Here is a 19755-nt window from a genome sequence, read left to right as displayed (position 1 = left end):
CTCTCTCGTATGAGTGAGTGCTGACTTGACATCAGATAGAGAATAACCATGTTTACACCAGAGCTTTTGTCTCCTGCCGGTTCATTAAAAAATATGCGCTACGCCTTCGCGTATGGCGCAGACGCCGTTTATGCAGGACAGCCTCGTTACAGCTTACGCGTACGAAATAACGAATTTAATCACGAAAACTTAGCTAAAGGCATTCAGGAAGCCCATGAGTTGGGTAAAAAGTTTTATGTGGTGGTGAATATTGCCCCTCATAATGCGAAATTAAAAACCTTTATTCGTGATTTAACCCCCGTCATTGAAATGGGCCCAGATGCTCTGATCATGTCTGACCCTGGCCTTATTATGATGGTTCGTGAAGCGTTTCCTGAGATGGATATTCATTTATCTGTGCAGGCCAATGCAGTTAACTGGGCATCGGTGAAGTTCTGGAAACAAATGGGCTTAACACGAGTGATCTTATCTCGCGAATTATCCCTCGAAGAAATTGCTGAAATTCGTCAACAAGTACCGGAAATCGAGCTTGAAGTCTTTGTCCATGGTGCCCTTTGTATGGCCTATTCCGGCCGTTGTTTACTTTCCGGTTATATTAATAAACGCGACCCAAATCAAGGGACTTGCACCAATGCTTGCCGCTGGGAATATAACGTACAAGAAGGTAAAGAAGATGATGTGGGTAATATTGTCCATGTGCATGAACCTATCCCTGTACAAAATGTGGCACCAACCCTAGGTGCGGGCGCGCCAACAGATAAAGTCTTTATGATAGAAGAAGCTAAACGTCCAGGCGAATATATGACGGCCTTTGAAGACGAACATGGCACTTATATCATGAACTCTAAAGATTTACGTGCAATCGAACACGTTGAAAACCTAACAAAAATGGGTGTTCACTCATTAAAAATTGAAGGCCGCACAAAATCGTTTTATTACTGTGCTCGTACTGCACAAGTCTATAGACGTGCGATTGACGATGCTGTCGCAGGAAAACCCTTTGACCCAACGTTGTTATCTACTTTAGAAGGGTTAGCACACCGTGGTTACACTGAAGGTTTCTTGCGTCGCCACACTCACGATGCCTACCAAACCTATGAATATGGCTATTCTGTTTCTGAAACTCAGCAATTTGTGGGTGAATTCACAGGTAAACGTGTCAATGGTATGGCTGAGGTTGATGTAAAAAATAAATTTAGCGTTGGGGATAGCTTAGAGATGATGACCCCGGCGGGTAATATTGTCTTTACTTTGGACTCATTAGCAAACCGCAAAGGTGAAGCGATTGATGTTGCACCCGGTAACGGCCATGTGGTTTACCTGCCAATCCCTGAGGATGTCGATGTTAATTTTGGTTTGTTGATCCGTAACTTAGCAGGAACAACGACCCGCGCACCTCACCAAACTCAGGCAGAAAAGCAAATTGCAGGCTAACCGCCACTCCGTGTTTTTTAAATAGTTTGTTCGCTAAAAGCCAAAATCTCATCGTTTAACGTTTTGATATTTTGGCTTTTTTTTATCTATAATATGATATTATTTCACTTTATATGCTTTTTCTTATATGAGAATCATTCGCGTTATTGACATTTACATTGAAAAGTGCACTGAATATCCAATTTTATGCAACAGATCACATCAATTGGCTATTCAATATCGTATAGTCACTCTTGAAAACGAAGAACTAGAAAGTCATAAAATAAGACTAGGAACCACCTCCTTGGCTGGCTCAATCTCCCTTGAGCTAGCCATTTCTTTTATCTGCAATTTCTATTTCATTTCTCTTGTTAACGCTATTACTGTAAAAAATCTAAAATAAGCTCATCAATATCTTATAAATCCATTTATACTCATTTTAACGAATATTTGCCATATGTTAAGCCGAATGGATGGGTATATATGAATCAATATCAGTCAGCCATGATTATCCTTAATGGTAAACAAGCCAATCACGCTGAGCTGCGAAAGGCCATTACTCACTTACGTAATGAAGGCCATCAAATTCAAGTCCGTATTCCGTGGGAATTGGATGATACTTATTATTTTATTTCTCAGGCAATAAAACACGGCGTTGATACCATCATTGCCGCAGGAGGTGACGGCACAGTAAATGCGGTTGCCAGTACCTTGATGAAGTTCCCGAGTGACTCTCGCCCTACTTTAGGAATTCTCCCGATGGGAACGGCAAATGATTTTGCCACCAGCGCGAATATTCCACTGGATATTGAAGCCGCCCTTGCTCTCTCATTAAAAGGTAAAGCAGTTCCCATTGATATTGCGCAAGTCAATAAGCAATATTATTTTCTCAATATGGCAACTGGCGGCTTTGGGACGCGTATTACCACCGAAACGCCTGAAGCACTGAAATCAGCATTGGGCGGTGCCGCTTACGTGATAAATGGCTTATTGCGCCCTGATACGCTGAAAACGGATATTTGCCGCATTGAGGGCGAAAACTTTAGTTGGGAAGGTGAAACGTTGGTCATCGCTGTCGGAAACGGCCGCCAAGCGGGCGGAGGGCAACAACTGACACCGCAAGCACTAATTAATGATGGCGCATTAAATTTACTGATTATTCCTGCAAGGGATGTCATACCCGCATTTTTAGCAAACCTATTTTCAGACGATAAAAACGAGCACTTGGTCGAAAGGCAATTATCATGGGTAAAAATTTCATCTCCTCACGATATGATCTTAAACCTTGATGGTGAGCCATTATCGGGAGATACCTTTACGTTCGCAGTGCAGCCGAATGCTATTCAGTGCCGGTTGCCGCCTCAATGTAACTTATTAGCTTAAAATATAACGAGAAAGCCCTAGTGTTCGGGCTTTCAATCATTACAGACTACCACCATGCATGGAAGTGGTGTACTGGGCCAATCCCCTTGCCAACTTCTAAACTGTCCGCTTGCTCTAACGCAGCTTGTAAATAGGCTTTAGCCTGCGTAACCGCTTCTTGCCAATCAGAGCAACGAGGGCGCAGAGCAGCCAAAGCCGCTGACAAAGTACACCCAGTACCATGGGTATTTTTAGTATTTACGCGAATAGAGGTAAAGCGCCATTCACCTTCAGGTGTGATTAACCAATCAGGGCTTTCAGCATCACTTAGGTGCCCGCCTTTCATCAACACCGCTTGACAACCTTTTTCAAGTAACTTATACCCCTGAGTCAACATTTGGCTTTCTGTTTGTGCAACTTTTTCGTCTAGTAATACCGCGGCTTCAGGGAGATTCGGTGTAATTATAGAAACGAGGGGCAATAATTGTTGGCGCAGTGCATCAACCGCATCGGGTAATAGTAACGGGTCGCCACTTTTAGCCACCATTACAGTATCCAATACCACATACGGAATAGGATATTGCTTCAGCGCCTTCGCCACAACTGCGATATTACTTTGGTTAAATAACATGCCGATTTTTGCGCTATCAATTCGCACATCACTGAGAACAGAGTCTAATTGTGCCGCCACAAATTCAGGGGGTAAGTCTTGGACGGATTGCACGCCTCGGGTATTTTGAGCCACCAATGCCGTCATCACACTCGTACCATAAGCCTCTAACGCAGAGAAAGTTTTTAAATCCGCCTGAATACCCGCCCCACCCGATGGGTCTGTTCCGGCTATGGTTAACGCATTGATCCTCATGAGTGATTCCCCTTTTCGGCTAAAGCATTTGAATAGATTGATAAGCGAGGTTTACTGAAATCATTTTAAATCAAACAATAAAACCGCCTTGATTGTCTCATATCATTTAACAAATACCAGCGGTTAGTGAATGAATTTTAATGACTTAGATAAAAAGGGGAAATATATTACACAGGAAAAATTAGCGCGACTTATAAGTACACATTAGGCAAATGAATATTACCGACACCTCGCTGTTTTAATAGCTGGGCAAATGTCTCTACTTCCGTTTGGGTTGCCGCAGGCCAGTTAGCCGCTTCATTTTTTACGCCATGTTGCTGAAAAGCATTAACTTTTATTCGTGTGTTTGCAGGAAGTTGATTTAAGAAATCAGCCAGTTTATCAATATGTTCTAGATAATCTGTTTGCTGAGGAATATATAATAAACGCAATTCATACAATTTCCCCGCTTGTGCCAGAAATTGAATTGATTGAAATACACGTTGGTTATCTTTCCCAGTTAATCTTAAGGCACACTCATCGCTCCATGATTTTAAGTCAATCATTACGCCATCAGTATACTCAATTACCTTACTCCACCCCGCAGAAGCAAGATGGCCATTACTGTCAATAAAGCAGGTTAAATGTTTCAGTTCAGGTGTGTCTTTAATCGCTTTAAATAATTCAATAATAAAAGGTAATTGTGTTGTTGCTTCCCCGCCACTAATGGTTATACCATTCAGAAAGACAACATTTTTTTTCAAGTCATTGATAGCATCATTAACACTTAACGACACTGTCATTGGGCTTGAATTCTTAGTGCACGTTTGTAAACAAGTGTCACAGAGCTGGCAGGCATCGCTATCCCATATAACCTTACCATCAACAAATGATAACCCATTGTGAGGACAGGTTAAAACGCAGTCCCCACAATGGTCACAGAGCGCCATGGTATATGGATTATGGCAATTCAAACAACGTAAATTGCAACCTTGCAAAAAGATAACATGTCGATTGCCCGGCCCATCTACGCAGGAAAAAGGAATAACCTTATTCAGCGTAGCGCATCGATTGCTCATTGCTGATGACTCGCTGCTGACGGGCTGTAATTTTACAGTTCTTAGTCGCTTCTTCACCTAACCAGGTAGTATTGCTTCTAGAACCTTGTTCTTTGTATTTTTCGATATCTGACAAACGCACCATATAGCCAGTGACACGGACTAAATCATTACTTGCCACGTTTGCGGTAAATTCGCGCATCCCACAACTAAACGCCCCTTTGCACAATTGCATTAATGCTTGCGGGTTTTGTTTAATCGTTTCATCGATGGTTAAAATGTCACTGATCCCAGATAAATAGTGTTTGTGATGAGGTGCAACGGCTTGAATATGCGACACAGGATCAGGCTCTTCACCATATGGAATACGAGCCCCCGGCGTCGTTCCTATGTCTGAGCTAATCCCAGATTGCGCATGAAGCATAGCTCGGTTTTTATAGCCATATTTAACCGGTGTTGTTTCAACAAAGTCTGCCAATTGTTCGCTAATTTGATAAGACAATGGTAAAGCTGGTGAATTCGCTTGGTACTGGCCTTTCACGCCATCTTTTTCCATCAAGATATTCACGGCCTCTGCTAAACCATAAATACCAAACATCGGTGCAAAGCGTTCTGGCTCAATTAACCCCTCTTGAACAAGAAAACTGGTTTGGAAGAAATTAGATTCCTCATATAAAAATGCGCTACGTGTTTCAATGAGTTCCATTTGTAACTCACAATACTTTTTCAATTGCACATTTAAAAAATCAGCTGAATTTTGACTGCGTAACGCAACTTCGCGCAAATTAATGCGAACTAAAGTGCTTCCGCCACCCGCAACAGGTAATGCATTATAACAACTGACAATACCGTAACCTTGCTCATCAAATGCCGCATTATGAATAATATCATTTGCAATATGTGGCTTACTACATTCACAAATATTCTCAATCGCTTGTAAGAAAAGTGACTCTGGTGTGCGTTGTGGGTGATAGACAAATGTCAGGTTAGGTGCGACTTGTTTCAGTTCTGCATCAATCCGTAAAATCAAACGGCAAATAACGTTGTCATCTGGCCCAATATTGGCATGCATAAAAGCATCAGGTAGAGTTCGGTCTAACTGCACCCAGAATCTTTTTAGTTTTGGATACAGTTGTTCTTCTGTCAACTCACCCACGTATGGCATGAGGACTTTATCTAAATACCCTAAAAACACAGGGAAATTGGTTACCGAAGGGACGTGGTGGTATAAAATCATCAGATGATTAAGGGCGTCATCAAAGTCCTCAGCAGGGGCTAACTCTAAGTATTTTGAACCTTGCTTGAGGTATTTTACATAATCAGGCAATACATAACGTGGCTTATACGGTGCATTTCCTTCATACATATCACAAATAACACGTTCATTTAACGCATCCGCTAGGGGTTGGCTCATCGCAAGGTAAGGAATATTGCTATCGGCCTCTATCGCTAAAAAATTGGCTTTTTGTTTTGGTGATAATATTTTGTCTGTAGCGATAGCCAAGCATTTTGCTTGATATTCAGTCAGTGGTTCTTGGCGTTTCATCATGGTGATGTTCCTTTGTTAGTTAGAAGCCAAGGTTACGCACAGCAATGTATATGCTATAAACCTTTAAGTACTCGCTCCTACCCGTGTTGACATGCAGCAGCTTATACCTGCCGCCTATAACACTCATTTCATCCCATTGAGACAAGTCATTATTTGATGTGCATCATACTTTTTAGATTTGTTTGCACGCTATTTTTCATAAATGTCTGCTCTATCAACATTACTAGTCGTAATCACCTAAATTGTTAAAAATATCTTTTTATTACAAAACGTTAAATACAACAATAATGAGTGACACAATGTTTTCTCTTATTCTTGATTAAAAAATTCTCTTTCATTTTTTCTTATCAAATAACGGCCTTATTAATAAGAAAATGAAATACCTTATCTATTATTATTGGTTATTTTTAGGAGGATTAGCCTATTCAATAACCAATCTGATAAGTTAACATCCAATTTATCTATCGGTTATCCTACTTAAAAACAGGCAAAATTAAACGGTTCTACCATGACCAGCCAATTATTATCCTTAACTATGTAATAAATACTGTTATATTCTGTACATCTTAATTAAAATAATTTCGCTCAAAATTATAATAATAATGCTAATCTGATAATCATTAGCGAGCTAATCATCATTTTTATATCTGCGATACAGAACTGGATTTACAATGAGAGTTTATAAAAACATACAGTTGGCCGTAGGTGCATCGCTACTCATGAGCGCCTCAACCTGCATATCATCGCCTGCCGTTGCACAAGAGCAATCAGCAAATTTATGGGATACATTTAAAAGTAATGTCAGTACCACATGGGACTCAGACAAATATGAGCTATACGTTCCCGCTGTGACTTGGCACAACCGTGCAATGTACGACAAGAAAAAAACAGATGAATATAACGAGCGCCCTTGGGGTCTGGGCTTTGGTAAATATCGTTATGATGAAGACAATGACTGGCATGCTATCTATGCAATGGCATTTAAAGATTCACATAATGATTGGGAGCCAATTGGTGGTTATGCATTCCAAAAAATGTGGATCCCAGGGGACATTGATGGTTTTCGCATGGGAGCTGGCTTCACTCTAAGTGTTACTGCCCGCAAGGATATGTACTATATTCCGATCCCAGCACCGCTTCCTCTGGTATCAGTGGAATATGACAAACTTTCGCTACAAGCCACTTATATTCCGGGAACTTATAATAACGGTAACGTATTATTCGCTTGGTTACGTTGGCAATGGTAATTTAAGTACTTCATTACTGTATAAAAAGGCCGGTGGGATATTCCCACCGACCTTTTTATTATCAGAAAATCAAATTTAGCTCAGCTGTTGGCTTTTAGCTAAATCTTGCTTTTTAGCCCCTGAGAACTGGTACCCAACCCATAGAACCGCTATCCATAATGGCATAATTAATACCGAGATGCGCAAGCCGTCCATTGTCAGGATAATCCCTAAAATTAACAGCAAAAATGCTAAGCATAGATAGTTCCCAAATGGATACCAAATGCTTTTAAATTTCGTTTCAACACCTTGTTTGTTCATTGCCGCTCTGAACTTCAAATTTGAAACACAAATCATAATCCAGTTCAGAACTAACGTCGTCACAACCAATGACATTAATAATTCGAAAGCTTTACCTTCCATCACAAAGTTAATTAAAATCCCGCCAGAAGTCGCAATACCTGAAACTAATAATGCCATGACTGGAACGCCACCTTTATTCACTTTTGCAAGAAATTTAGGTGCATTACTTTGTTGTGCCAAACCATACAACATACGGCTTGTCGCATAAGCCCCGCTGTTATAAACAGACAACGCAGCGATCAAAATGACAACGTTCAACGAATTAGCAACCAGTAAATCCCCTAATTCATGGAAAATTAATACAAATGGGCTTGTTTTGCCATCAAGGTCAACCCAAGGGTACAACGCTAACAATACAGCTAACGAGCCAATATAAAAAATCAAGATACGGTACACAACTTGGTTTATCGCTTTTGGAATGCTTTTATCTGGGTCTTCTGCCTCTGCGGCCGTAATACCGACTAGCTCTAAGCCCCCAAATGAAAACATAATAATAGCCAAAGCCATTATTAGCCCATTAAAACCATTAGCAAAGAAACCGCCATACTCCCATAAGTTACTCACTTTCGCTTGTGAGCCACCATGACCGCTAAGTAGTAAGTAGCAACCAAAAATAATCATAGCTACGACAGCAATAACTTTAATCAATGCAAACCAGAATTCAGTTTCCCCATAAGAGCGAACATTAACCAAGTTAACGGCATTTACCGCAATAAAAAACACCGCGGCAGAAACCCATATCGGGAGCTCAGGCCACCAGTGTTGCATATATTTACCTGCGGCCGTCAGTTCTGTCATCCCAACAAGGATAAACATAACCCAGTAATTCCACCCGGAGAGGAAGCCCGCAAAACCACCCCAATACTTAAATGCAAAGTGGCTAAATGAACCCGCGACAGGTTCCTGAACAATCATTTCTCCCAACTGGCGCATGATAAGAAAAGCAATAAACCCACACAATGCATAGCCCAGTAAAACTGATGGCCCTGCCATTTGTATGGTTGTTGCTATTCCGAGGAATAACCCTGTACCAACAGCGCCTCCCAAAGCAATCAATTGGATATGCCTATTTTTTAATCCCCGCTTTAGCGTCTGTTGCTGTTGCGCCATAACTTTACCCTTTCGTCCTCTTACTTGCTTTTTATCGCCCAAACTAATGATAATGACACAAGTTTATTTGAATTTTCTTATTAACACTACATTCTTCTGGCGCTGTTTTTACCCTATTCTACGAACCAGAAGCTGGTGCTATTAGTTATTTTTTTTCATCACATAACAAAATGATACCGCAGGATAGTTACCCCAACTCAATATCATGGATTGTGCATTAAAAAGCAAATTCAAAATGGTAACAAGTCAGTTACACGACAAATACCAAAAATAAAGTCCTCTCCACCTTGGTCGCACAGGCTATCCATCGCTAAAAGATAGAGAAAAATACAGGCCAAGATTGCACTTATAACAATAATTAATTTACGACCAAACACCGATGATTCCTTCATATTTCTATGATGATTTTATTTTTCAAATGATTACAATACTAAGGTACTGCTATTTTATGATTGATATCACTTATGGCATTGCACGTAATGCGTTTATAAAATAAATGGTACTCTAATTTCGAGCCTTAAATTTGAGGAAAATATGCAATTGACCTCTTTTTACAAAAATTTCGCTCATTTTAGGTGCTATTGACCATTAACTTATTCTGATTGTGCTTTTTTTATCCTAAAAATAGGAAATACCGCACAAGCAGCCTTTGTCATGATGAAATGAAGTTGTGTATACTTCTGCTACCGTAAAACTAGAAAACATTTGAGATGCCACAAGATAACCACTTAGCACTTGTTTATGCTTTGAGTAAATGGATAGAAGAACACTTAGGGCGCGTGATCCACTTAGAAGAGCTCGCGGCTTATTCAGGCTATTCACTTTGGCATATGCAAAAAATCTTTAAAGAAGTCACAGGGATTTCACTGGGTAAATACATCCGCCAACGCCGTCTTGCTGGTGCGGTTAACTTACTGCGCAACAGCAACCAGTCTATTTTCGATATCGCACTGGATTTTGGTTTTGGGTCACAGTCCCACTTTACCTATATGTTTCGTAAGGAATATGGCATTACGCCATTTGATTTTAGACAGAATGACCAAATCCAATTAGATGTTAAGCAACCGCTTCATTTGATTCATAATTATGAGTGAGAATATTTTAGCCGCATTAATCTATTGATTCACACACTAATGCTATAAAACATTGTCATTTCAACCTTTGACTATTGAACAGAGTTCCTGCGTTATATTCTGTTCAATTTCACATCAAATACCCATTATTCTAGTACGCGTAAAAATTATAACTATTTGTATAATTTACATTCCGAATAATTGGAGTAAGGTATTGGCAGAAAGCACGAATTTTAGGAGGCATTGGATGTCAATCAAACTGGTCGCCATTGATTTAGATGGCACATTACTTAACTCCCAACACCAAATATCTCCCGTAGTAAAAGAGGCCATCACTCAAGCCAAGCAAAAAGGTGTCCATATTATTTTAGCCTCCGGTAGGCCATTTTCGGGTATATCCCCCTACCTGCGGGAATTAGATTTAAATACAGCGGATAACTACTGTATTAGTAATAATGGTAGTGTCATTCACCAAGCCAATGATGGCAGTCATCTGGCAGAAAATTTGTTAGATTTCGCTGACTTCCAATATTTTGAGGAACTGGCTAGAAATGTTGGGGTCCACATGCATGCTCTTGCGGATAACAGCATGTTCACGGCAAACCGCCATATTAGTCACTATACGGTGGCAGATGCTTATCTAACCCACACTCCGCTTATCTATTGCCCCGTTAATGAAATGGACTCTTCTCTGGAATTTACTAAGTTTATGATAATTGACCATCCAGAAAAATTAGATATGGGTATCAGCTATATTCCAGAGAATGTCTTTGATAATTACTCTTTAACTCGAACAAGCCCATATTTCCTTGAGGTATCAAATAAAACCTCAAGTAAAGGCGCAGCGTTAGAATGTATCTGTGAAAAACTAGGCATTACACCGGACAAAGTCATGAGTATTGGAGACCAAAACAATGATATTCAAATGCTGCAATACGCCAGTGTTTCTGTCGCAATGGGCAATGCTTTAGAGCCAATTCGCCAAATGGTTAAATTTGTCACCACAACCAATGATGAAGATGGTGTTGCTGTCGCCATTAATAAGTTTATTAATGTATAAGCCCGCAAAAAATTTCACTTCAGTATATTTTCCGTTGCAGCGCTTACACCAGTATGCGCTGCCATTTTTAACCGTGTATTGGTTTTTGCCTAGTCGCTAAAAAGCAAATCACCGACCCCATTGTCACCATTAACACACCTTGCCAAAAACTTAACGTTAATGCAGTACTTAACAACATAGACGCGAATGCTGTCGATATAACTGGAGTGAAATAAGAAAGCGTCCCTAGAAAAGCCACATTGCCCTTGATAACCGCAAATGTCCATAATGCATTCGCCCCACCAGTCGCAATAGAGGCAACGAGTAATAACAACAGGCTTTCGCTATTGATAATAAACGCTGTTGGCGTACTAAAAAAATACAAAATCCATAACCCAATAGAAGTCATGATGAAAAATAATACCATGCCATTGTGACCACCAGAAATACGCTTGGTAACATTACTATAAAATGACCAAACAATGGCTCCAATAAAAGCTAAAAAATAACAAAGTGGGTTACTTTGTATATTTGCCAAAATAGTTTGCACCGACAATGGCTGATTGCCTGAAATTACCCAGATCAACCCCATAAAAGCTAAAACCAACCCTAATCCTAATAATAAAGTGAAACGCTGGCGGTTAAAAAACACAGCAAGTGCGATAGTAAAACTTGGCCACAAATAATTCACCATACCAAGTTCAATAGCTTGTTGCCGGTTATTAGCTAATCCTAACGCCAAAACAAAACAGATTTCATAGCTAACAAATAACACCGTTCCCCAAAGCAAATAGCGTTTAGGATATTTCGTTATTTTTGGTATCCCCATAACGAGTACTAATACAAGCGAACCGACTGTATACACTAATGCAGCACCACCCACTGGCCCAAAGTTTTCACTTACACTACGGATCAGCCCTACCATTGTGCTCCACAACAAGATTGATATAACCCCATACAGCGTTGCGGCATACTGATTCAATTTCATAATTTTCTCAGCTATTTAGTTTCGAAATTGATATTTATTGTAATAATACATTTATTTTATCACCTTAAAAAACCTTATAGCTCAAATAATTATAATGCAAGCGCTTATTCTTATTACGCATTGATAATATTTCATAAAAAAAATTCTCAGGCTATCACCTAAGAATTTTATGCTTAAAATGTTTTGTATTAGCGAGATGTTTCTTTCTCAACCCACTTATCAACTTCTTCTTTTTCCCATATCCCTTCCTCAAACTGTTTCTTTAATTCAGGGTGTTGATTGATATCAAAAGTCGGTATTTTGCCTGCAACTAACTGCTGGTTATAATCTTTAGCAAGTTTGAAAGCGATACCCGATAATAAAAGGATCGCAATTAGATTAGTTATCGCCATTAAGCCCATCGATAAGTCTGCGAGTTTCCAAATAAATGGCATTTCAGCGAGCGCACCAAACATCACCATACCCAACGCAGCTAAACGGAAAATAAATAACCCAGCTGTATGATTATTCTCGAGAAAAATCATATTACTTTCGGCATAAGCATAATTAGCAATGATTGATGTAAATGCAAAAAAGAAGATAGCAATTGCAATGAACGTACTTCCCCAGCTACCGACAGCAGAAGAAAGAGCAAGCTGTGTCAATTCAATCCCATTAATGTTATCCATTCCACTTTCTAGAACGCCAGATGATAAAATAATAATGGCGGTCGCACTGCAAATAACGATGGTGTCCATAAATACACCAAGCATCTGTACATACCCTTGAGACGCCGGATGTGGTGGATAAGGTGCCGCAGATGCCGCTGCATTTGGTGCAGACCCCATCCCAGCTTCGTTAGAGAATAACCCCCGTTGAATTCCTTGTGTCATTGCCTGGGCAACACCATAACCGACAGCCCCACCCGCAGCCTCTTGCAGGCCAAATGCATTTCGAATTATCAGCATAAAAACTTCAGGTAATCGTTCAATATGGTGCCCAACAACCCAAAAAGCTAATAACAAATAAGCTAACGCCATAACTGGAACAACTAATTCAGCAACTTTCGCAATGGATTTCAATCCACCAAAAATAATAACTCCGCTTAATAAAACTAAGCCAATGCCAACATAAATTGGATTGAAATCAAAGGCGACTGCGGTTGCTTGAGCAATAGAATTAGCTTGTACTGCATTAAATACTAAACCAAAGGCAATAATCAGGAAAATGGAAAATAATACGCCCATCCAGCGTTGGTTTAAGCCTTTCTGCATATAATATGAAGGCCCACCTCGATAGTTTCCTTTATCATCTTTGGTTTTGTATAACTGTGCGAGAGTACACTCAATAAAAGACGTAGCCATTCCGAGTACAGCGACGACCCACATCCAAAAAATAGCGCCTGGCCCACCTGCTGTTAGCGCAATTGCAACTCCGGTTAAATTTCCTGTGCCGACCCTAGCGGCTAAACTTGTACATAATGCCTGAAAAGATGAGATACCCGCACTATCGGACTGTTTACTATTTTTTAAGACACTAAACATATGGCCAAAATGCCTAATTTGAATAAACCCTGACCGAAGAGTAAAATACAGGCCGGCACCCAGTAATAAATAAATAAGTAAAGAACCCCAAATAAAATTAGTTAATGAGTTTATAAATTCTATCAAATTACACTCCTTTTTTATTAGAACGATTAATAAATAATTAATCGAAAATCAAAACCTCACATTTAAAATATAACTCCAGAAAAAGGAGTTCAGCTTACAAAAGCCAAATCATCTTAATATGATTATCAGAAATTATATTTTTTTATCTTTAATGTAAATTGATTTTCGCTTGAACAATCATTAACTACATTACGTTTTAATAAAAACAAGTTAGACATTTACAAAAAAAGACATGTAACATATTGAAAAATATAAGCATGATAAAATCATTTATTATTTAACAAAAAACCAATCAAATGATTGAATTATAGTATTTATTTTAATCAAATAGTCACTTAAACAAATAAAAGCCTATTATTTATTTCACATCGTCAACTTTAATTAGCTTATCCTCTAACTAAAACATTTATCATATTAACTATATTTAACTCACTTGCTATTTGGAATATTGACTCAATGAATAACGTTAATTCACAGCACCAAAATAAATCAAATTGCAATCATCATAATTAGATTATTGCTTATGCTTTCACTTAACAATAAACTGAGCTTAATTAAATTTATAAACAAGAGGTTAACGCATGGAAATTAATATTAAGTTATCTGATGACCCACTTTCTCAGCTCCCTGAAAAATCATATGAATCCTTCATTGCAGAACTGAAAGCTCGCGTTTTAGAAGTCTACCCTGGTAGTTATCTATTGATTACTCATGATAATGGCCCAACAACCTTTCAAACTAAAGGCTTTCATGATGATAACGAAGCACATATTGTTTTACATGAACTTGTCGAAGATGTATTAAAACATGGTCATTGGTTAAAACAATAAGCTCTCTGTGAGGTTATGAATAGAACCAGCAGTGGTCTGCATGATCGCTAGCTGGTTGTTTTAACTCTCCTATATTTCAATAACGCTCTTCCAATATTTATCCAAACTCTGATCAAGATCATACTTAATCTTAACTTTCACCAAAATAAGTGGAAATCGCTTTACCTCACACCGTTATATGGTAATGTATATAACGTAATTTTCATTTACATTGCTTTTGCTAATTATAGCGGCCAGTATTTATACTGGCTCTTTTTTATGAAATCATGCTAAAACCCATTCGACATCCCCCGTTTTAGGTCTAATCTGCTATAGTATTTCTCTAATACCAGATAGAGTTATTATTCATTGTGTGCAAAATAGAGGTATGACTATGAAGCGTTTATTACTGGCTTTTTGCCTGGCCCCAGCCCTTGTTATGGCTGATAATGCCCCATTAAATATTAGTGAGATAGCCAACGATTATTGTGAAATCACAGGTCAAGCACTAAGTGAAGCATACAGCACTGACAAAACTAGCAGTGAATTAACCCAAGAAACCATTGCTAAACTGAAAAGTGAAAATGTCGATCTCAAGCAATTAGCCACTGTTGAGTCAGACCTCCGCAAAAATCTAACTTCAGCGATTGATACCGTACGTAGCAATAAATCTAAATTTGCTAATGAAGCTGACTTCAATAAATCATTAAATGATTCTGTTTCAGCTTGTAAAATTCAAACTGAACTTCTTTTGAATAAATCTTAATCATTTAATTTTTCTAGGAAACAAAAAAGCGCTCAACTTTTACTTTGAGCGCTTTTTTATCAATTAGCTTGTTTTTTAACACACAACTGTTCAATAGAAAATTGTAACTCCGGTGTTTCACTAATAATCAGCTGCCCATGTTCAGAAAAACTCCCTTCCTTAACAATCACATTCGCAACAAATGGCAGAGCGTCGTCTTGGGAAGATAAATGGTATAAGCCACAAACTCGATAACTCTCCCCTTCCTTAAACTCATTTTTTTGTACTATTTCAACATCACTAAACTCAACTGCTGATGAGTTGCCGAATTTCTTTTCCACCAAGCTTTGTGCTTCATTTTTAACATCTGAATCACCAATACTCGTATAAGAATGGTATGCAAATACTCCTAAAGCCAATAGCAGTACAATCAGTAATTTTGTTTTTATACGCTTCAACGCATCACCCTTTCTACTTTATGATAAATCGAACTAGTATAAATGGATTATATCAGTTTGAATAAACAATTTGAGCTTTTGGCTCTACTATTTGATATTCCCTCTAACCAATTGCTATTTTCTCATAAAAATCGAACTTTAATATTGAAAATTTTTCTAAAACATTCCTATCACTATTGATTCAATTTATATCTATTAACTTAACATTAATAAAAAAAACATTTTTTATTTTGTTAGCTAGTTTTATACTAACCTCTATACTGTTAGACTAATTTAATCTATTTTTATGAAAGAAAAGATCGTTAAAAATCTCGTTAACTTAACTCATGGCAATAACAATGATGTTAAAATAGCTGCAATAAATGCATTAGGTGATTATATTTGTTCAATTGAACAAGAAGCCGCCATCGATAGACTGTTAGTATTATGTGATGATTATAATAAAGATATTGCCGTTGCATCAATTATATCAATCAGTAAACTCGCTAAGTTTTTCAATGAAAAACAATAAAACAAAACCAACAGAGAATTATAATTTAACCTCACTCTCATTTCATTAACAAACTATTTTCATTGTGAAGAAATAATGAATATAAAGTGACTGAATTATGGTTTATTCATTTAGATAAGTAAATGTAATTGAATTACATAATTAGAATGGCAGAATGATAATTAATAAATATTCTAAAGGAGATATCACATGAATATATTAAAGCCATTAATTCTTAGTGCAAGTTTAATCGCTATCAGTTTTTCAACATTTGCTTACCCAGGGGATGGGAATGGTTCATGGCACCGTGGTGGGTACCAAAATCAACACCAATATAATGATAGACCTTGTGATAATTATCGTCACTCTAATTATGCAAATCGTCACCGTGGTATGATGCAGTATTCAACATCAATTCAAACAGCTCAGCCAGATGAAACACTGAAAAAAATTGCTGCAGATGCTCCTAAAGGAGAAAATGGTAAACAATATATGGTTAAAGTTGCAGTTGTAGAAATTACGCCTAATACCCCTGTACAAGGTCAGTAATTTTTACCAAGGGTAGAATAACACTACCCTTGGTATTATTTTATATTCCGATTGGCTGGTAACCTTGCCACTGAGGAATAAAGTGATTTCCATTTTTATTTTCAGTTAGATGTATATAAAAATCACCAACTTGTTGTAGTAATAAGCAATCATCCACATCTTTCAAATTATCTTTATGTTGTTGCTGACTATTTGTTAATAGCGCCTGAAGTGCTTTTTGTTTAGCCTCATGTGCAGTTTTAGCAACGAATAAATCAAACTCATGTAATTCCGCAAGGTTGCTTGGAATATATCCACCTACATTAACAAAATAAAGGCGATATTCACTTGTTGAGGGTTCTTTTCGTAATTCTATTTCAAACCCATCTGCCCAATTAATCACTGCATAGCCATCAATATGGATCTTGTCTTTATCACCAAACCAATTTTCTCTTAATGTCGGCCAAGCATCTGTAGGTTGCTCTGCTGCCACAAACTGAACATCATGCACTTCAATATTAGATTTACCTGCGTTACCACCCACATAAAACATGTATAGCTTCATTATTGTTCCTATTATATAGCCAAATAATCATCATATAAATTATTATATAACGAATTTAATTCATAGCACAATTACTTATTATTCTAGTCACTCCCGAGTTAAAAAATTTTATCTTTTAATATCAATTAAATAGATAAGGTTGAATTTCCTATGCAATGATTTGAAATAGTTAACCAAACAATAAAGTGAATAAAAAGTCATTTTATCTATATAATTATTTACTTTGAGATAATTATGAGTAATCTAATACATTCAAAAATAATAATTTCAGGGAATAACTATGGATCGTCGTTCATTTCTTAAATCCAGCTCATTAGTGGCTGGTGGGCTTGCGCTTAATTCATTGTTTAATCATGCGGTTGCACAAAATAGTAACATTGTCTTGCCGAGTGAAAAACACCCATTACTATTGAATTTCAATGAAAACTCATTAGGGATGTCCGAAAAGGCTAAAGAAGCTATCATTAAGGCATTACCTAATGCATTCCGCTACCCTGATGATGCTCGTGCTGAATTACAGAAGAATATTGGTGAGCTATACAGTTTATCCGATAAGAACATTAGTATAGGCAATGGTTCATCTGAAACCATTCAAGCCACTGTCGCGATGTTGGCAAATAAAGCGAAGAAACGGGGTATCAATATTCAGCTCGTCACACCTGACCCAACATTCAATTATGCAGAGCTATACTCCCTACCATTAGGGGTGACGATAACGAAAATTCCTTTAAAAACCGATTTATCATTTGACTTAGCAAAAATGGAACAAGCCGCTAATGACTTTGATGGTTTATCAATGGTCTATATTTGTAACCCAAATAATCCGACGGCAATGATCACGCCTTATAGCCAGCTTGATAAGTGGCTGAGTAAAGACTCTGACAACACATTTTTTATCGTTGATGAAGCTTACGCTGAGTTTGTTGAAGACCCGAACTTTACAAGTGCTATTGAATTAGTCAAAAAAGGTCAAAACAACCTGATTGTCACACGTACCTTCTCTAAAATTTTTGCCTTAGCAGGCTTAAGAGTCGGCTATGGGGTCGCAACTCCCGAAATTATTGCTGCTGTAGATACGTTTTTATCTATTGATAATACTAATACAGCAGGGGCGGTTGCTGCGATTGCATCACTAAAGGATAAATCATTTATTCAATACAGCCTAAAATCCAACGATATATCGAGAAAAATCGTAGAAAAAGCATTAAACGAAATCGGGCTGGAATATGCTCCATCACAGGCTAATTTTATTTTCCATAAAGTTAAAGGGGACGTAAAAACCTATCAACAACGTATGGCTGATGCTCATGTCATGGTAGGTCGTGAATTTCCACCAGCGGTTGGCTGGAATAGATTAACGCTAGGAACCCCCGAGGAAATGCAGCAATTTGTTGTAATACTGAAACAATTCCATGAAAAAGGATGGGTATAAACTAAGTCAAATTCAAAAAGAGCAGCTCAAACTGCTCTTTTTGTTAAAATGGCCCCTTAAATATAAAAAAGGCCCCCGCAAAAATGAGAATAAAACCTATTAAATGATTAATGGTAAAACTTTCACCTAAATACAACACCGAAAAAAGAACAAAAACACAGAGTGTTATCACCTCTTGCATTGTTTTTAATTCAGCTGCACTGTAGTACTGATGCCCTAACCGATTAGCTGGCACCGCAAAACAGTATTCAACCAATGCAATTAACCAGCTAAAGAAAATAACAACATACAGTGGCTTTGTTGTAAATTTTAAATGCCCATACCAAGCAAACATCATAAATACATTTGAAATAACAAGTAAAAATACTGGATAAAATTTAGTTAACATACTGATTCAATAGACAAAGAATAAATAACCGATATTATGGGGTTAGAAGTAACACATTACAATGTGCTCCCACAAATCCCGCTACTCTTCATATCATAAATTTAAACGTATTTAGCAATCATTACGAGGGAATAATGAATATTAAATATGAATTAATGACACAATCAGATTGTCCTGCTGTGGCTCAATTATTGCAATCTAATTCTGAATCCCAACAAGGTGGGTTACTCGGTGAATATCCTCAAGCTAAAGTCAACGCTATGTTTTCAGGGAGTCTAACTACTGTTATAGCCAGAGATGGAAATAAAATTATCGCAGTCGTATTTAGCTTTGATCCTCATTCTTCATCCCTACCCGCTATAGCACATTTGATCATTAAACAGCATACGGAAATTATACAGAATAATTGGTTCTATGGCCCTGTTTGTATTGATAGAAATTATAGAGGAAAAAATATTCTAAAGATCCTTTTTGATAGCGTATGTTCGTATAACCAAGGAAAGCCTATTGCATTTATCAATGCAGATAATCTTAGGTCCCTTTTTGCACATAAGAAGATAGGAATGAGTAATGTCACTAATTTTGAATTTAATGGCACCTCATATCATTTAATGGTAGGAAATTAATTATGTACTAACTGGTACATTTTTATTTCAATTTGCTCAT

At 37.7% G+C, this 19755-nt stretch carries 21 protein-coding genes; 11 read left to right on the top strand and 10 right to left on the bottom strand.

Annotated elements, in window-relative coordinates; all coding sequences use genetic code 11:
• The first annotated feature begins 48 nt into the window (after positions 1-48).
• Positions 49-1434 carry a tRNA 5-hydroxyuridine modification protein YegQ gene (gene yegQ / locus P3L40_RS10155; RefSeq protein ID WP_004253511.1) on the top strand — a complete coding sequence of 462 codons (1386 nt, stop codon included), beginning with the start codon at positions 49-51 and terminating at the stop codon, positions 1432-1434.
• 462 nt (positions 1435-1896) lie between these two features.
• A complete protein-coding gene (gene yegS, locus P3L40_RS10150; RefSeq protein WP_004253508.1) occupies positions 1897-2796 on the top strand; it encodes a lipid kinase YegS in 900 nt (299 codons plus the stop codon).
• 46 nt (positions 2797-2842) lie between these two features.
• On the opposite strand, the gene thiD is transcribed toward yegS, so the two are convergent.
• From thiD to P3L40_RS10135, 3 genes are all read right to left on the bottom strand, one after another.
• Entirely contained in the window at positions 2843-3640 is a 798-nt protein-coding gene (thiD, locus tag P3L40_RS10145) for a bifunctional hydroxymethylpyrimidine kinase/phosphomethylpyrimidine kinase (RefSeq protein ID WP_004253495.1), read from the bottom strand.
• 191 nt (positions 3641-3831) lie between these two features.
• Positions 3832-4698 (bottom strand): YjjW family glycine radical enzyme activase, encoded by an 867-nt coding sequence (locus P3L40_RS10140; protein WP_036957647.1) that lies wholly within the window; start codon positions 4696-4698, stop codon positions 3832-3834.
• A complete protein-coding gene (locus P3L40_RS10135) occupies positions 4670-6226 on the bottom strand; it encodes a YjjI family glycine radical enzyme (RefSeq protein ID WP_196731924.1) in 1557 nt (518 codons plus the stop codon). Before P3L40_RS10135 ends, P3L40_RS10140 begins: the two co-directional genes overlap by 29 nt.
• A gap of 671 nt (positions 6227-6897) precedes the next feature.
• Here P3L40_RS10135 and pagP point away from each other — a divergent pair.
• Positions 6898-7473, top strand: coding sequence for a lipid IV(A) palmitoyltransferase PagP (gene pagP, locus P3L40_RS10130; RefSeq protein ID WP_196731923.1), 576 nt, complete (start codon positions 6898-6900; stop codon positions 7471-7473).
• Between the two features lie 75 nt (positions 7474-7548).
• Here pagP and P3L40_RS10125 read toward each other — a convergent pair whose 3' ends face one another.
• Positions 7549-8925: an amino acid permease gene (locus tag P3L40_RS10125; RefSeq protein WP_036957645.1), complete on the bottom strand. Its 1377-nt coding sequence runs from the start codon at positions 8923-8925 to the stop codon at positions 7549-7551.
• A gap of 230 nt (positions 8926-9155) precedes the next feature.
• A complete protein-coding gene (gene mgrB, locus P3L40_RS10120; protein ID WP_004253482.1) occupies positions 9156-9302 on the bottom strand; it encodes a PhoP/PhoQ regulator MgrB in 147 nt (48 codons plus the stop codon).
• A gap of 333 nt (positions 9303-9635) precedes the next feature.
• On the opposite strand from mgrB, the gene P3L40_RS10115 reads away from it, so the two are divergent.
• Positions 9636-10019 carry a helix-turn-helix domain-containing protein gene (locus P3L40_RS10115; RefSeq protein WP_004253477.1) on the top strand — a complete coding sequence of 128 codons (384 nt, stop codon included), beginning with the start codon at positions 9636-9638 and terminating at the stop codon, positions 10017-10019.
• A 226-nt stretch (positions 10020-10245) separates the two neighbouring features.
• Positions 10246-11058: a sugar-phosphatase gene (gene yidA, locus P3L40_RS10110; protein ID WP_004253474.1), complete on the top strand. Its 813-nt coding sequence runs from the start codon at positions 10246-10248 to the stop codon at positions 11056-11058.
• A 67-nt stretch (positions 11059-11125) separates the two neighbouring features.
• On the opposite strand, the gene yddG is transcribed toward yidA, so the two are convergent.
• Positions 11126-12025, bottom strand: a complete 900-nt coding sequence (yddG, locus tag P3L40_RS10105; RefSeq protein ID WP_094960471.1) for an aromatic amino acid DMT transporter YddG — start codon at positions 12023-12025, stop codon at positions 11126-11128.
• A gap of 188 nt (positions 12026-12213) precedes the next feature.
• Positions 12214-13674, bottom strand: coding sequence for an alanine/glycine:cation symporter family protein (locus P3L40_RS10100; RefSeq protein ID WP_094960470.1), 1461 nt, complete (start codon positions 13672-13674; stop codon positions 12214-12216).
• A gap of 581 nt (positions 13675-14255) precedes the next feature.
• Between P3L40_RS10100 and P3L40_RS10095 the strand changes: the two genes are divergently transcribed.
• Complete coding sequence (locus P3L40_RS10095) at positions 14256-14504, top strand: DinI-like family protein (RefSeq protein ID WP_004253462.1); 249 nt, start codon at positions 14256-14258, stop codon at positions 14502-14504.
• A gap of 373 nt (positions 14505-14877) precedes the next feature.
• Positions 14878-15249 (top strand): hypothetical protein, encoded by a 372-nt coding sequence (locus P3L40_RS10090; protein WP_036957640.1) that lies wholly within the window; start codon positions 14878-14880, stop codon positions 15247-15249.
• Positions 15250-15308: 59 nt separating this feature from the next.
• Here the strand turns inward: P3L40_RS10090 and P3L40_RS10085 are convergent, their stop codons facing one another.
• On the bottom strand, positions 15309-15686 hold the full coding sequence (locus tag P3L40_RS10085) for a hypothetical protein (RefSeq protein ID WP_094960469.1): 378 nt from the start codon (positions 15684-15686) through the stop codon (positions 15309-15311).
• A 286-nt stretch (positions 15687-15972) separates the two neighbouring features.
• On the opposite strand from P3L40_RS10085, the gene P3L40_RS10080 reads away from it, so the two are divergent.
• The gene (locus P3L40_RS10080) at positions 15973-16197 is read left to right on the top strand and encodes a hypothetical protein (RefSeq protein ID WP_094960468.1); all 225 of its coding nucleotides are present in this window, start codon (positions 15973-15975) and stop codon (positions 16195-16197) included.
• A gap of 189 nt (positions 16198-16386) precedes the next feature.
• Entirely contained in the window at positions 16387-16725 is a 339-nt protein-coding gene (locus P3L40_RS10075; RefSeq protein ID WP_004253447.1) for a hypothetical protein, read from the top strand.
• Between the two features lie 40 nt (positions 16726-16765).
• Here the strand turns inward: P3L40_RS10075 and P3L40_RS10070 are convergent, their stop codons facing one another.
• Positions 16766-17269, bottom strand: a complete 504-nt coding sequence (locus tag P3L40_RS10070) for a DUF1543 domain-containing protein (protein WP_004253444.1) — start codon at positions 17267-17269, stop codon at positions 16766-16768.
• A gap of 280 nt (positions 17270-17549) precedes the next feature.
• On the opposite strand from P3L40_RS10070, the gene P3L40_RS10065 reads away from it, so the two are divergent.
• Positions 17550-18701, top strand: a complete 1152-nt coding sequence (locus P3L40_RS10065; protein ID WP_196731920.1) for a pyridoxal phosphate-dependent aminotransferase — start codon at positions 17550-17552, stop codon at positions 18699-18701.
• 43 nt (positions 18702-18744) lie between these two features.
• Here the strand turns inward: P3L40_RS10065 and P3L40_RS10060 are convergent, their stop codons facing one another.
• Positions 18745-19089: a DMT family protein gene (locus tag P3L40_RS10060; RefSeq protein WP_094960466.1), complete on the bottom strand. Its 345-nt coding sequence runs from the start codon at positions 19087-19089 to the stop codon at positions 18745-18747.
• Between the two features lie 134 nt (positions 19090-19223).
• On the opposite strand from P3L40_RS10060, the gene P3L40_RS10055 reads away from it, so the two are divergent.
• Positions 19224-19715 (top strand): N-acetyltransferase, encoded by a 492-nt coding sequence (locus P3L40_RS10055; RefSeq protein WP_110591811.1) that lies wholly within the window; start codon positions 19224-19226, stop codon positions 19713-19715.
• Positions 19716-19755: the final 40 nt, after the last annotated feature.

Source organism: Providencia sp. PROV040 (assembly GCF_032706145.1).
In the GTDB taxonomy this organism is placed as follows: Bacteria; Pseudomonadota; Gammaproteobacteria; order Enterobacterales; family Enterobacteriaceae; genus Providencia; species Providencia hangzhouensis.
This window is presented reverse-complemented; position numbering and strand designations above follow the sequence as displayed.

Coding starts and splice junctions, on each gene's coding strand:
- yegQ (WP_004253511.1), top strand. CDS start 49: ATGTTTACACCAGAGCTTTTGTCTCCTGCCGGTTCATTAAAAAATATG.
- yegS (WP_004253508.1), top strand. CDS start 1,897: ATGAATCAATATCAGTCAGCCATGATTATCCTTAATGGTAAACAAGCC.
- thiD (WP_004253495.1), bottom strand. CDS start 3,640: ATGAGGATCAATGCGTTAACCATAGCCGGAACAGACCCATCGGGTGGG.
- P3L40_RS10140 (WP_036957647.1), bottom strand. CDS start 4,698: ATGAGCAATCGATGCGCTACGCTGAATAAGGTTATTCCTTTTTCCTGC.
- P3L40_RS10135 (WP_196731924.1), bottom strand. CDS start 6,226: ATGATGAAACGCCAAGAACCACTGACTGAATATCAAGCAAAATGCTTG.
- pagP (WP_196731923.1), top strand. CDS start 6,898: ATGAGAGTTTATAAAAACATACAGTTGGCCGTAGGTGCATCGCTACTC.
- P3L40_RS10125 (WP_036957645.1), bottom strand. CDS start 8,925: ATGGCGCAACAGCAACAGACGCTAAAGCGGGGATTAAAAAATAGGCAT.
- P3L40_RS10115 (WP_004253477.1), top strand. CDS start 9,636: ATGCCACAAGATAACCACTTAGCACTTGTTTATGCTTTGAGTAAATGG.
- yidA (WP_004253474.1), top strand. CDS start 10,246: ATGTCAATCAAACTGGTCGCCATTGATTTAGATGGCACATTACTTAAC.
- yddG (WP_094960471.1), bottom strand. CDS start 12,025: ATGAAATTGAATCAGTATGCCGCAACGCTGTATGGGGTTATATCAATC.
- P3L40_RS10095 (WP_004253462.1), top strand. CDS start 14,256: ATGGAAATTAATATTAAGTTATCTGATGACCCACTTTCTCAGCTCCCT.
- P3L40_RS10090 (WP_036957640.1), top strand. CDS start 14,878: ATGAAGCGTTTATTACTGGCTTTTTGCCTGGCCCCAGCCCTTGTTATG.
- P3L40_RS10080 (WP_094960468.1), top strand. CDS start 15,973: ATGAAAGAAAAGATCGTTAAAAATCTCGTTAACTTAACTCATGGCAAT.
- P3L40_RS10075 (WP_004253447.1), top strand. CDS start 16,387: ATGAATATATTAAAGCCATTAATTCTTAGTGCAAGTTTAATCGCTATC.
- P3L40_RS10070 (WP_004253444.1), bottom strand. CDS start 17,269: ATGAAGCTATACATGTTTTATGTGGGTGGTAACGCAGGTAAATCTAAT.
- P3L40_RS10065 (WP_196731920.1), top strand. CDS start 17,550: ATGGATCGTCGTTCATTTCTTAAATCCAGCTCATTAGTGGCTGGTGGG.
- P3L40_RS10060 (WP_094960466.1), bottom strand. CDS start 19,089: ATGTTAACTAAATTTTATCCAGTATTTTTACTTGTTATTTCAAATGTA.
- P3L40_RS10055 (WP_110591811.1), top strand. CDS start 19,224: ATGAATATTAAATATGAATTAATGACACAATCAGATTGTCCTGCTGTG.